At 63.2% G+C, this 12,380-nt stretch carries 12 protein-coding genes; 2 read left to right on the forward strand and 10 right to left on the reverse strand.

Translation table 11 applies throughout. The features are described 5' to 3' along the window. Nucleotides 1-135: 135 nt before the first annotated feature. Entirely contained in the window at nt 136-384 is a 249-nt protein-coding gene (locus AB4097_RS02140) for a DUF6894 family protein (RefSeq protein WP_442036796.1), read from the forward strand. Between the two features lie 81 nt (nt 385-465). Here AB4097_RS02140 and AB4097_RS02145 read toward each other — a convergent pair whose 3' ends face one another. The 4 genes from AB4097_RS02145 to AB4097_RS02160 all read right to left on the reverse strand — a co-directional run bounded on the left by AB4097_RS02145 (nt 466) and on the right by AB4097_RS02160 (nt 3,951). Further along, entirely contained in the window at nt 466-729 is a 264-nt protein-coding gene (locus AB4097_RS02145) for a hypothetical protein (RefSeq protein ID WP_442037065.1), read from the reverse strand. Between the two features lie 28 nt (nt 730-757). Next, on the reverse strand, nt 758-1,231 hold the full coding sequence (locus AB4097_RS02150; protein WP_442036798.1) for a VOC family protein: 474 nt from the start codon (nt 1,229-1,231) through the stop codon (nt 758-760). Between the two features lie 234 nt (nt 1,232-1,465). Continuing rightward, nucleotides 1,466-3,130 (reverse strand): ATP-binding protein, encoded by a 1,665-nt coding sequence (locus AB4097_RS02155; protein ID WP_442036800.1) that lies wholly within the window; start codon nt 3,128-3,130, stop codon nt 1,466-1,468. Then, a complete protein-coding gene (locus AB4097_RS02160; protein WP_442036802.1) occupies nt 3,127-3,951 on the reverse strand; it encodes an alpha/beta fold hydrolase in 825 nt (274 codons plus the stop codon). The genes AB4097_RS02155 and AB4097_RS02160 overlap by 4 nt, the downstream gene beginning before the upstream one ends. 392 nt (nt 3,952-4,343) lie before the next feature. On the opposite strand from AB4097_RS02160, the gene AB4097_RS02165 reads away from it, so the two are divergent. After that, entirely contained in the window at nt 4,344-6,104 is a 1,761-nt protein-coding gene (locus AB4097_RS02165) for an adenylate/guanylate cyclase domain-containing protein (protein ID WP_442036804.1), read from the forward strand. Between the two features lie 230 nt (nt 6,105-6,334). Here the strand turns inward: AB4097_RS02165 and AB4097_RS02170 are convergent, their stop codons facing one another. The 6 genes from AB4097_RS02170 to AB4097_RS02195 form a co-directional block, all read right to left on the reverse strand. Continuing rightward, nucleotides 6,335-7,204 (reverse strand): hypothetical protein, encoded by an 870-nt coding sequence (locus tag AB4097_RS02170; RefSeq protein ID WP_442036806.1) that lies wholly within the window; start codon nt 7,202-7,204, stop codon nt 6,335-6,337. Nucleotides 7,205-7,901: 697 nt separating this feature from the next. Continuing rightward, a complete protein-coding gene (locus AB4097_RS02175; protein WP_442036808.1) occupies nt 7,902-8,165 on the reverse strand; it encodes a DUF6894 family protein in 264 nt (87 codons plus the stop codon). Nucleotides 8,166-8,504: 339 nt separating this feature from the next. Continuing rightward, a complete protein-coding gene (locus tag AB4097_RS02180; protein WP_442036810.1) occupies nt 8,505-10,262 on the reverse strand; it encodes an adenylate/guanylate cyclase domain-containing protein in 1,758 nt (585 codons plus the stop codon). Between the two features lie 277 nt (nt 10,263-10,539). Continuing rightward, on the reverse strand, nt 10,540-10,890 hold the full coding sequence (locus AB4097_RS02185) for a hypothetical protein (protein WP_442036812.1): 351 nt from the start codon (nt 10,888-10,890) through the stop codon (nt 10,540-10,542). A gap of 465 nt (nt 10,891-11,355) precedes the next feature. After that, nucleotides 11,356-11,613: a DUF6894 family protein gene (locus AB4097_RS02190; RefSeq protein ID WP_442036814.1), complete on the reverse strand. Its 258-nt coding sequence runs from the start codon at nt 11,611-11,613 to the stop codon at nt 11,356-11,358. 194 nt (nt 11,614-11,807) lie between these two features. Further along, nucleotides 11,808-12,179 carry a hypothetical protein gene (locus AB4097_RS02195; protein WP_442036816.1) on the reverse strand — a complete coding sequence of 124 codons (372 nt, stop codon included), beginning with the start codon at nt 12,177-12,179 and terminating at the stop codon, nt 11,808-11,810. Nucleotides 12,180-12,380 lie beyond the last annotated feature (201 nt).

Below are 12,380 nucleotides of genomic sequence, written 5' to 3' on the forward strand. Positions count from 1 at the left end.
TCGGCTGGTGATAAGGAATAACCTATCAGGTCCAGTTTCGTTCAAGCGAGACGGCATGTTTCTCGAAGCTTCCTGTCAGGCGCGTCGAACAAGGGGCCTCCTGCGTCGTTGACAAGTTCCGGTCAGGAGAACGTATTGCCTCGGTTCTATTTCGACGTGCGGGAAGACGGGACGGTCTCAACGGACCAACTCGGGGTCGAATGCGCGGATCTGGACGCCGCCGAGCATGAGGCCGCCAAAGGCGCGGCGGACATCGCGCGGGAGAAGCTGCAGAAGGGCGACGCTCACGAAGTCGTGGTCGAGGTGCGGGACGAACGCGGCTTCCTGATGTCGACCACCACCGTGTCCCTGGTCGTGCGTCGAACGGTCCGCGCGCTCGTGTGACATTTGCCGTGGGCGCATCGTGCGGACCCGGAGGGCCGCACGATGCGCTCTGCCGGATCACGCACGATGCGCTCTGCCGGATCAGATGAGCAAATCCGTTGCTCCGCTATTGTGATGCGCCGGGGCGGCCGTGAGTTTTCCGAACAGGCCATGCGCTTCGTCCTGCACGCCCGCGGTGAAATAGATGCTGTGCGGATCGCTGTGCGGGCCGCGGTTGCCGGGCACGAGGGCCCAGAGATCGCCGATCACGACCTGATTGCCGCTGGGATCGTCCACCGTGCCGAGGAAATGGAAGTCGTGAGGATCGTAGGCATTAATCCTCCCGTCCCCGAAATTCCCAACCAGAAGGTCGTGGGCGAATTCCCCGAAGCCCTCAGCCGCGCCGCGCCGCCTCGATGGCCGCGACGTTGATCTTCTGCATGGTCATCATCGCTGCGAAGGCGCGCTTGGCTTCACCGCCGCCGGCCGCCAGCGCCTGCATCAGGACGCGCGGCGTGATCTGCCAGGATATGCCCCACCGGTCCTTGCACCAGCCGCACTCGCTCGCTTGGCCGCCATTGCCCACGATGGCGTTCCAGTAGCGGTCGGTCTCCTCCTGGTCGTCCGTGGCGATCTGGAACGAGAAGGCTTCGCTGTGCTTGAACGCGGGCCCTCCGTTGAGGCCGAGACAGGCCACGCCCGCCACGGTGAACTCGACCGTCAGCACGTCGCCCTCCCGGCCCGAGGGGTAATCGCCGGGCGCGCGGTGCACGGCATGGACCGCGCTGTCGGGAAAGACCTCGGCATAGAAGCGGGCGGCCGCCTCCGCATCCTTGTCGTACCAGAGGCAGATCGTGTTCTTCGCCATGCGTGTGTTCCTTCCCATTTCCCGATGCTTATTCTCAGCGGCAGCGAACCGCATTTCGCCCCCCGGATCAAGGGCGGGGAGGGGATGACACTCCTTGTCGTTCCGGAGCGCCGCAGGCGAACCCGGAACCTGTAGCCGCCGATGCCACAGGGAAGAGCGAGCAACGTAACGCTCCTCTCTGCAACGTCATCTGTTGCAGGTGCCGGCTTCTCTCAGGAGCGGCCCCTCGTCAGCTCACGCTCCATCAAGCATCCGGCGCACCTTGGTAGCGAGTTCAGCATAGGTGAAGGGTTTGCCGATCAGGTGCGTTCCCGAGTCAAGGCGGCCATGATGGACAATGGCATTGGCCGTATAACCCGTGGTGTAGAGAACAGGGAGATCAGGCTTATGGCGTGTAACCTCGTCCGCGAGCACGCGTCCGTTCATGCCGCCGGTCAGCACCACATCGGTAAACAGCAATGCAATCTCGGGGTGCTGCTCCACGAGTGAGAGAGCCTCTCGCCCATTGGCCGCCTCGAGCGCACGATACCCGAGGTCGCGCAGAGCCTCGATCGCATAGGCCCGCAGAGCGGGCTCATCCTCAACGACCAGAATGGTTTCGCCGGAGCCCTTCACCATCGCAGGGCGCTGCGCGGGGGCCTCGTCCGGCTCCTCGACGGAGCCGATCAGGCGAGGCAGGTAGATCTTGATCGTCGTTCCCTCGCCGAGCTCGCTGTAGATCCTGACGTGACCGTTCGACTGGCGCACGAAGCCATAGACCTGGCTCAAGCCCAGACCGGTTCCCTTGCCGGCCGCCTTGGTGGTGAAGAACGGCTCGAACACCTTCTCCATCGTGGCCTTGTCCATGCCCGTTCCCGTGTCGGACACCGATACCTGCACATACTGTCCGGGCGGCACCGTTTCGGCCAAGGCTTCCACATAGGCCTCATCCAGGCGGGTGTTCGCCGTCTCGATGGTGAGCTTGCCACCACCCGGCATAGCGTCCCGGGCATTCACCGCCAGGTTGACGATGGCGTTCTCCAGCTGGTTCGGGTCGGCCTGCGTCCGCCAGAGGCCGCCGGCGAGAACTGTCTCCAATACGATCATTTCGCCCAGCGTCCGACGCAGCAGCTCGGACATGCCCGCCACCAGCTTGTTGGCGTCGATGGGCTTGGGTTCGAGGGGCTGCCGGCGGGAGAAGGCCAAAAGCCGCTGCGTCAGGGTGGCGGCCCGCCGTGTGGCCTCCATGGCGTGGTTGGCCGCTCGCTCGAGCCGCTCGTTGCCCTCCGGCAGACGGCGCTGCAGAAGCTCGATGTTGCCGACGATGATGGTGAGCAGGTTGTTGAAGTCGTGCGCGATGCCGCCCGTGAGCTGGCCTACCGCTTCCATCTTCTGGGCTTGGCGCAGCGCCTCCTCGGCCTTCATCCGCTCGGCGACCTCCTGTGCGACCCGCTCCTCCAGCGTCTCGTTCAGGCGCTTGAGGTCCTCCGTGGCCTGCTCCGCCTTCTGGCGGGCCAGCAGGAGCTCGCGCTCGTATTTGCGCCGGTCGGCCGCATTGAAGAGCGTGATGCGATGAACCATCGGGCGCGCAGCCGCATCCAGCTTCTGAACAGAGTTGGCCAGGACCGGCAGTTGCCGGCCATCGGCACAGGTCAGATCAAACGCGATCTCGTTGACGAAGCCCTGCATCCGCAACAGCGGCGCGAAGTGCGTGTCGTAGAAAATCCTGCCGCCGATGCTCAGAAGATCCTGGAAGCACCTGTGGCCGATCAGCTCCTGCCGCTCCATGCCGATCCAGGTCAGGAACGTCTGATTGGCCTTGACGATGGTGCCGTCCGGCAGGGTCGATAGATAGCCGCAGGGGGCGCTTTCGTAGAGTTCCTCAGCCGTCTCGAGCAGCGCTCCCGGATCGATGGTCACTCGGCTGCCGCCTTCACGGGGGCCGGCTCTCCAAGAAAGGCTTTCATGGCTAAGATGGTCTCCTCGGGGGCACTCAGGTTTGGGCAATGCCCAGTCGCCTGCATCAGGACGAGTTCGCTGTCCGGCAGGTTCTGATGCAAGTAGCGCCCGACACCTTCGGGGGCAATCACGTCCTGCGAGCATTGGAGGATGAGCGCCTTCGTCTTCACCTCCGGCAGATCCGCACGGTTGTCCGAGAGAAACGTCACGCGAGCGAAGTGCTTGGCGATGTCCGGATTGGTGCGGCAGAAGCTGTTGGTCAGCTCCTCGCCGAGTTCCGGCCGGTCCGGGTTGCCCATGATCGTCGGGGCCATGGTGCTCGACCAGCCGAGATGGTTGCTGTCGAGGAAGTCGAGCAGGCCCTCGATATCCTCCTGCCTGAACCCGCCGACATAGTCGCCGTCGTTGATGTAGCGGGGCGACGGGCCGATCAGAACCAGTCGCTCGAACCGCTCCGGCTCCTGGATGGCGGCGAGAACGCCGATCATGGCGCTGACCGAGTGGCCGACGAAGATCACGTCCTTCAGGTCCAGCTCCCGGCAGATCGCCAGCACGTCGTCGGCATAGCCGCCAAGCGAGCCGTGCCTCGCCGGATCGAAGGCTGTCGCGTCCGATTGCCCGTGCCCGACATGATCGAAGAGAATGATCTTGTAACGGTCTTCGAAGGCGGGCGTGATGAAGCGCCACATGTTCTGATCGCAGCCATAGCCATGGGCAAACAGCATGGGCTGCTGACCTTTGCCGATGATCTTAACATTGTTGCGCTGGAGAACGGCAGACATGGACGCTCCATACAATCCGAGGGCTGATGGCAAGGGTCGCTTGCTCCGGGGATCGGCGCAAGCTGTGCAGTTCAGGCGATCTATCTAAGGATCTCTGCCCTTCTTTCATCGCCGCTGCAATAGCCCTCGCGGTCCATCTGGTCGAGAGGCGGCATCGGTGCTCCGCGCAACGCGTCGCCGCCAATGTCGTTGGCGGGGATGAAGACGACGTTGGGCTCTTGTTGCTGGGCCAGTGCTACAGGACCCGGCGCGGCCAAGGCGGAGAAGGCTGAACGGTCTCTCACCCCTCCTGCCGGAGGAACGACCCATTGAGCTCAGCTTGGTGAATCCCCCGCTCTAGACGAAGCATCCGCAAAGACGCACCATCGGGCTTCCTATCGGAGAGGACGGCCATGAGCGGCTCCGGCAGCGCAAAAGTCCACCGACACCTCGCGGCGATCCTTGCGGCTGACGTGGTCGGCTTCTCCACGCTCATGGGTGAGGATGAGGAAGGAACCCTCGCGCAGATCAGGAGCCTCCGCCAGGACCTTATCGAACCCAGGGCTGCCGAGCATCGGGGTCGGGTGGTGAAGACAACGGGCGATGGGTTCCTGGTGGAATTCGGCAGTCCCCTCGAGGCCGTCCTGTTTGCCGTGGAGATACGGGACGTTCTCGCCTCGGGCGCGACGGGCAGAGGCACCCGTCCCCTCCAGCTTCGGATCGGGATCAATCTCGGGGACATCATTCGCGAACTGGACGGCGATCTCTATGGCGACGGGGTGAATATCGCGGCCCGCCTGGAGCAGCTGGCCCAACCGGGAGCCATCTGCATTTCAGCCAAGGTTTATGAGGAGGTGCGGGACAAGCTGCCTTACAGCTTCCAGGATCAGGGCGAACAGCTGGTCAAGAATATTGCCAAGCCCGTTCGGGTCTACAGCCTCTTCGACGGCAACGAGGCAGCGCCACAATCAAGCCCGCCCATTCCGGAGCGGCCCTCGATCGCGGTTCTGCCGTTCGACTACATGAGTGAGAGCCGGGACGGCGAGTTTCTGGCCGACGGCCTCTCGGAGGACATCATTGCAGCCCTGTCGCGGATCCGTTCCTTCTTCGTGATCGCTCGGAACTCGACCTTCATGTACAAGGGGCAGCCTGTAAACGTGCAGCAGGTGAGTCGGGACCTCGGCGTCCGCTATGTGCTTGAGGGCAGTGTCCGCCGCAGTCGTGACAAGGTGCGCATCACGGCGCAGCTGATCGACGCGACAACCGGAGCGCATCTCTGGGGGGACCGCTATGACGGCACGGTCGACGACATCTTCGACCTACAGGACCGCATCACGGCCAGCGTCGTGGGCGCGATCCAACCCTCGATTCGGGCGGCCGAGATCGAGCGAGCCCGCCGTAAGCGGCCGGACAGCCTGAATGCATACGATCTGGTCATGCAGGCACTGCCCCATGTCTGGTCCTTGGACGAAGCGTCCAATCAGTCTGCAACCCGTCTTCTCGATCAGGCGCTGAAGCTCGACCCTGTCTATCCTCTGGCCCTGTCCCTTGCGTCCTGGTGCAGCGGGCAACGGGTCATCTACAACTGGTCGACGAATCCTGAGGGCGACAGACGCGATGCCTTGGAGAAAGCGCAGCTGGCCGCAGGTCTGGCATCCGACGACCCGTTCGTTCTGACCGTCCTTGGGGCCGCCCACACGATCACCCGCGAGTTCCCGACCGCGCGGTATTTGCTGGATAAGGCGCTGATGCTCGATCCGAACTCGGCCTGGGCATGGAACCGCAGCGGGTGGCTTCACACGTTTCTGGATGATCCGCAAACCGGGATCGATCACTTCGAGAGGGCAATCCGTCTGAGTCCATTCGATCCCATGGTTTTCAACACCTATGCCGGCATCGGGGATGCTCACTTCGCGGCGGGCCGCTATCCGGAGGCCGTCACATGGCTCGAGAAGGCCCGTCTTGCTCATCCGAGAGCGGCCTGGATCAACCGGTTCCTGGCGGCATCCTATGCCCTGATCGGCAGGCAGCAGGAGGCGGAGGCCTGCATTCAACGGCTTCTCACAGTCTACCCTGGCCTCACGGTGGCAGCCGTGAGAGCCGCCCCTCCGTTCAACCAGGAGGTCATCGGCCGCTTATGCGAAGGGCTCCGTCAGGCTGGACTATCCGAATGAACCGATGGGCCGTGGTCCCTCGCGGTCGATGCGCTCCGGACAGGCCGCGCAGCGTGAGCCATGCGAGGCCGAGCATGGTCGCCGGCATGGCGACGAGCCACAGAGCCTGGATATGGGGTCCGGCGAGTTTTGGAGCTTCGAGAGCCAATCGACCCACAGGCTGTGCGGCTGGTCCATCGCGGCAACTCTCCCTTTGTCGAGACGACCAAGGGAGAGTTGCCGCGTCCATTTCAGCGCTGATGTGACAAGGCGGGCTTGGCTTGTTCCGGGAACAGGAACGTCAGCTCCGCCCGAAGCTGCCAATCCGCGCCGGCGGTCGGAGACGCGACGTTGTAATATGCGGAGAGCTGGGCGTTGACCGGCTGCTTGTCGATCTTGAACACGCGCCCGAAGCCGCCGCCGACCGGCACGGTCCAGCGCTCGCCGCGGTCCGCCTCCCAATTCGCCGTGATGACCGGGGCCGACGTCAGGTACCAGCCGCCCGGAAAGTTGTAGTTCACGAACGGCTGCACCAGCATCTGGTTGACGTCGGGGCGGTTGCTCCTGCCGGCGAAGGACCAGACGTTGTTGATGAGAACGCCGAACAGCCACGGCCCCTTGTCCACGACCGCGACGAAGGTCGGGCCGATCGAATACTTGCCCTGCGTGAGCGTCCTGTCGGTACCCGACGGAAACACGAAGGTCGGGCCGATGCCCCAGGTGAGGCCGTGCGTCGGCTGCTTCGGCGAGAAGAAAAAGCTCGGATTGATGTCGCCGAGGCCGAACTCGCGGTCACCGGGGATCGTCAAGGGCGGTTGCGAGATCACCGGCGTGATCCAGCGGGTGATCAGGTTCCAATCCTGGTCGAGATGAATCGGAATGACGGGCTGGATGTTGAGGATGTTCTGGAGCTGCTCGTGCGGACCGACATTGAAGTTGAAGTTGTTCTGGAACGGCAGGCTGATCATGTCGGCGATCGGGTTCTGCGCCGCCTTGGCGAGATCGCCCGCGCTTGCCTCGTGCTGCTCCTGGGCAAAGGCACCTGAACCTCCCAACGAAAGCAAGATGGCCAGGGCGAGGTGGGCTCCAGAGTGCCTGTAACGCGTGTGTCTGTGCTTCATGAGATCGTCCCCCGACCTGCCCCAGCCCACGCTCGGCAAGTCAACCAGAGCCCGTCATCCTGCACAAGACGACGCCGTCACCCGAGCGTCGAAAGTACGCCGGTGTTGTCGTCGGAGCACATGAGAGCAGTATCCCAATCCTGCCCTGTTTGGTCGGAGCCGGACAAGGTGCTGAGAGACGTATGTCGGAGGCCTGCCGCCGGAGCCCGGTTCTGCGACGCCACACCCTCACCCCTGCCCCTCTCACGCGCGGGAGAGGGGTTATCCCGGAATGGCACCCTCCGACGTCATGGCCCGATCAAGGTCGGTGATGACGTGGGAGGATGGATTGGCGAAATGGTCTAGCCATAGGGAAATGGTCGATGGCCCAAAGCATTCTTGGGCGGCATCGGGAGTTCCTTGAAGGTCTCACCCACAACGGCGCATTTGATCGTCTCCCGGCTCACGCCATAGTCCCTTGAGAGTTTACTCCACTCCCGCTCCCCAGACGCAAACCTCAGACGAGCCTCAAGAACCTGCTCAGTGGTCAGCTTTCGGTTTCGGGTTGGCACGACGAATCTCCCTAAGAACATATAGGGAACGTCTCATGAGCCGTCCGGATTCGTCGATAGGCTGAAGAGGAGCCTGTGGAGAGCGTGGATAAGGATTGAACCGGGATCTGCTGTCTGTCGATCCGACGCTTGCCCGGCTGAGCGCGTCAATGGGACTTCGGCGTGAACTGAAGGGCTTCCAGGAACGGAAATTCCAGGACGATCTCATCCAGGTCATCCTTCACTTCGATGTGCGATGAAGCCCAATCGATCGGCTTGTCGAACTGGGTGTCCATCAAATTCCGAGCCATGGCGCTCGCGACTTCCCACGCCTGGTCGGGATCGCGCAGGGACTGCCCCTCGGGATCGCTAAGCACGTCACCGCCGATATGGATATTGAAGAAGTACTTTGGCATCGCTTCACTCTGCATGGACACCCCGTGAGAGCCAAGTACCCTTAGCAATGAGAGTTCCACGAATAAGACCGATACCTCTCCTCTTGGACTCAAGCGCTCTTTCCTGGATCGCCGCTCATCGGTCCGGCAGTCGGTCGCAAACGCCACCCGACTTGAGTCACGCCTTCAGCGTCCGGTTGGCGTTACTCGCGATGAGCCGATCACGGGGAGCGTTTCAGCGCCAGCTGAAGCGACCTTCGTGTTGGCAGCTTTGTTGCGGCGGCCGCGAGATGGGCTTCCACGCAGCACAATTCCGAAAGTCGTCGAGACATGCTGCCGGGAACGCCTCCACCGACGGGCAGTCGGTTCTCGAGGTCAATTCAGGCCGGCGCGGGCAAGTCCCTCGATCAGGCGCGCCCGATCCTCGGCGCGGACGAAACAAGATGTTGCCCCGACCCAGTCCCGTGAGATGTCAGGGACCAGCGACTTGAGCCGCCCGAGCAAGTCCGTGGCAGCCTCCTGGTTGCCCAGAAGTCCGGCACAGGCCGTGCCGATGACCAGCGGATATGCGTGGCCGGACCGCAGGCGATGCGCCTCCAGCGCATAACTCAATCCAAGCTCGTAATTCGCGCCCTGGAAGTAAGCCATGGCGTAATAGAACTGAAAGTCGCCGAGAAAGGCCTCGCGCGGGCTCAGTCTGAGGGCGTAGTCGATGCAAGGAATGGCGTCCGCCGCGCGGCCCCCGTTGGCATGCACAAGTCCCAACTGGCCGTGTGCGAACGCGGAGTTGGGGTTGATCGCGACAGCCTGGCTGATCGCTGCCATCCCCAAAGCATCGTCACGCGTCGCATAGGCCGTCATCGTCTGCGCAAGGTAAGCCCACGGCTCCTTATCGTCCGCGGCAATGGCCTGCCGGACGACATCCCTGGCAAGCGCCAGGGCGTATCCCATATCCTCCCACCCCTGGAACGCGCGCCACATCGTAATCCAGCCTTTCATGGCGAGCGCCTGAGCGTAGTCGGGAGCCAGTCCGATGGCCCGGTCGAGCAGGGGGAGCATCTTCCGGCTGCTCTCCTCGGACAACTGGGAACACAGGAACACCGCCCGCACGACACATTCCCAGGCATCGAGGCCATGATGCGGCTTGCGGCTTTCGCGGGCATGCTCTGCCGCCATGAGTTCCGGACCGATGCGGCCGACGACGCTTGCGGTGATTTCGTCCTGAATGACGAAGATGTCGCCGAGATCGCCGTCATACCTCTCGGCCCAGAGATGGGCTTCGGAGGCCGCATCGACGAGCTGCGCGGTCACCCTGACGCGGTTGCCGGACTTGCGGACACTCCCCTCGAGAACATAGCGGATCCCGAGTTCGCGCCCGATGGCGCGCACATCCACGGGCTTTCCCTTGTAGGTGAACATCGTGTTGCGGGCGATCACGAAGAAGCCCTTGAGCCGGGATAGCGCGGTGGTGATGTCGTCGGTGAGCCCATCGCTGAAGAAGTCCTGCTCCGGGTCGGCGCTCATGGCGTTGAACGGCAGCACGGCAATGGATGGTCGGTCCGGAAGTGCGGGCCTGGGCGCTGCCGTTCGTGCGGCCGTCCCTTCCGGAAGAGGGCGGTACAGTCGCACCGGCCGCTCCATGTTCTTGAGCGCGCGTTCGCCCAAATACTCGTAGCCGCAATCGAGCTTGCCCTGGAGGTGATCATACGCCGTGCCCGAAATGCAAATGCCGCCTGGATCCGCCAGGGTCTGGAGGCGGGCCGCGATGTTGACGCCATCGCCGTAGAGGTCCCCGTCGACCTCGTGGATCACATCACCGAGATTGACGCCGATCCGGAAGACGATGCGTCGCTCCGTCGGGATATCGGCCTGGTTCTCGGCAACGCCCTTCTGGATGGCGACCGCGCACGCGACGGCATCGACGACAGAGCCGAACTCCACGAGCGCACCGTCGCCCATCAGCTTGACGATACGGCCCTGGTGCTCGGCCAGCAGCGGATCGATCACCTGGCGGCGGAGAGCCTTCAGGGCCGACAAGGTCCCAGCCTCGTCATGTTCGACGAGGCGGGAATAGCCGACGACGTCAGCGGCCAGGATCGCGGCCAGCCGCCGCTCCGCTCTTGCAGTCGCCATGGCTGTCTCTCCCTCGGGAGATCCGCCGAATAAAGCCCGGGCGATTGACGCGACATGCACCATCCGGTTGCTCGACACCGCGACCGTGCCGGTTCATGATACCACCGAGACGGTCCTGTGACGACGCTTCACGGGAGAGCCGCCTTCAACAGGAACAGGATCCGCGAAGCGGTCACTGCAAAGGTCCGTTGCGGTCCAGTGGAAGGACGGCGTCATCCGAACGAAGGTCCGTTTTCGGGACTTCGAATGCACTGGCGCGCTGAACGTGCCGAGCCTTTCACGCCTCCGGTCGGCGGAACACGCCCTGGATCCCCGATCCGCGTCCGATCAGCTCCGGCGGCGGGTTTCCCCAGTCAATCGCCTCGGGCTCGCGCCCGTGCCAATAGACCATCCAGCGGCCCTGATCGTCCTGGTACACGCCGTAAATCAGGTGGCCGCGCCACTCGCCGTGGCCGCGCCACTGGCGGCGGGAGAGCAGGGGAGCGAGCTGGACGAGGCCGCGCATCGTCAGCCGTGCGAGGCCGAGCACCGTCACCGGCACGGCGACGACCCACAGGGCCTGGATGGGTTCGGACGAGCTTTGAAATTTCGAGAGCCAATCGGCCCACAGGCTGTACGGCTGATCCATCGCGGCAACTCCCATTGTCGAGACGACCACCAGCACCGCTGGTGGTCGGGGAGTTCAGAAGCCGCACAAGGACGACCGCGCTGCCCTTTAGGCTTTCACCCTGGACATGCGACAGCACCTCCCCGACCGTAAGGTTGGGAAGGTATCGTTGACGGCCGATACCGGCCGCCTTGTGAGGGGTTCTGACGCCCCAGAGCCAGGGACAGTTGGCTCCGGTGACGAGATAACACGTAACAGGGGTGCAGGGTCAATGGCCCGGCGCATCCTCCACACCGTTCTTCTGAAGCTGCCGTTTGATTACTTTCAGCTATGTATCAGGAAGAAATCTTTCTCCCGTCCCCAGCATGAATGGTCGCACCCGTCTCGGCAATGCCCGCCGCGTCTCGGGTATCATGACTGACGGTCGCGGATCCGCTGCTGAGCAACCGGTGTAGTGTAAGGGTAACGAGGCAAGGGCCTGCTCAACTATTGCGACCTCTGTCCGGCCCGGTCGACCCGGATCGAGAGCGTCACGGTGAGAACCGGCTGTCGATGCTCGTCCTTCACCTCGATCCGGATGTCCTCCGCATCTGCCTCGCGCATCATGAATGTTCGATCCTTCGCGAGTTCCCCCGCCGTACGCAGGGCCTCGATCTCTGCAGCCCGAAGGCTGCCGATCTCGTGCCCCTCCTCATCGAGGTTGGATTGCGATCCGAGGAACAGATCGAGGTAGAAGCGCGGCATTGGTGAGGGGAACTTCAATGGGAGAGACAATCCGCCCGCCCGTCAGCGCTCTTCTCAGGGGGAGCCGCTTGGCAGGCGGGCGGGTCGGCATCGGTACACAGCAACCCCTACGAACCGACAGGCAGGTTATTAATGGGAACAGATCCAGCGGTCTTGCTGTGTTGGGCCATTGACATAGTAGATCGTGCCAGCCTTCAGTGCAGGACACGCAGCCTTCGGTCGGCTTCCTGCACGAACGCGACAGCGGCGGCCATTTCATCCTCGTCGAATTCATGGCAGCCGATGCGGTCGATGGTCCCGCCGCTCTCCTGTGCGCGAACCTCCAGCCAAAAAGGCGGCAGGCCACTCATCTCGGCTCCGTATTCTTCGGTCAGGCTGATCTCGATGGTGCCGAAACGGCCAAGCGTTACGGTCCGGGATGTCTCCCCATGGCCCGGCCCGACGGCAAGTTGAACGTAGGCACGGATGATCTTCTGCTCGATCCAGTCGGAACACAACTCGGGATACGCTGCATGGTCCGCGGGCATTGCACGCGAATGAGGCATCACACTCTCCATCAGAGTCATGACATCCGGCGGCCTCAACGGGCAACCGCAATGGGCGGCGTGCTCCAGCAACCCCTCCCACCCAGGGATGTCGATGGCCGGATTCATAGCCGAGACGGAGCCCGAATGGATTGCCATTATGGGACAAACGCTTGTCGGATTGGGCCGCCAGTGTACGATCGGCGGTATGGAAGCCCGCCGGAGGAACATGCTTCGATCCAG

This window comes from Microvirga sp. 2MCAF35 (assembly GCF_052115545.1).
Lineage (GTDB): Bacteria > Pseudomonadota > Alphaproteobacteria > Rhizobiales > Beijerinckiaceae > Microvirga.

Coding starts and splice junctions, on each gene's coding strand:
- AB4097_RS02150 (WP_442036798.1), bottom strand. CDS start 1,231: ATGGCGAAGAACACGATCTGCCTCTGGTACGACAAGGATGCGGAGGCG.
- AB4097_RS02160 (WP_442036802.1), bottom strand. CDS start 3,951: ATGTCTGCCGTTCTCCAGCGCAACAATGTTAAGATCATCGGCAAAGGT.
- AB4097_RS02165 (WP_442036804.1), top strand. CDS start 4,344: ATGAGCGGCTCCGGCAGCGCAAAAGTCCACCGACACCTCGCGGCGATC.
- AB4097_RS02170 (WP_442036806.1), bottom strand. CDS start 7,204: ATGAAGCACAGACACACGCGTTACAGGCACTCTGGAGCCCACCTCGCC.
- AB4097_RS02175 (WP_442036808.1), bottom strand. CDS start 8,165: ATGCAGAGTGAAGCGATGCCAAAGTACTTCTTCAATATCCATATCGGC.
- AB4097_RS02180 (WP_442036810.1), bottom strand. CDS start 10,262: ATGGCGACTGCAAGAGCGGAGCGGCGGCTGGCCGCGATCCTGGCCGCT.
- AB4097_RS02185 (WP_442036812.1), bottom strand. CDS start 10,890: ATGGATCAGCCGTACAGCCTGTGGGCCGATTGGCTCTCGAAATTTCAA.
- AB4097_RS02190 (WP_442036814.1), bottom strand. CDS start 11,613: ATGCCGCGCTTCTACCTCGATCTGTTCCTCGGATCGCAATCCAACCTC.
- AB4097_RS02195 (WP_442036816.1), bottom strand. CDS start 12,179: ATGACTCTGATGGAGAGTGTGATGCCTCATTCGCGTGCAATGCCCGCG.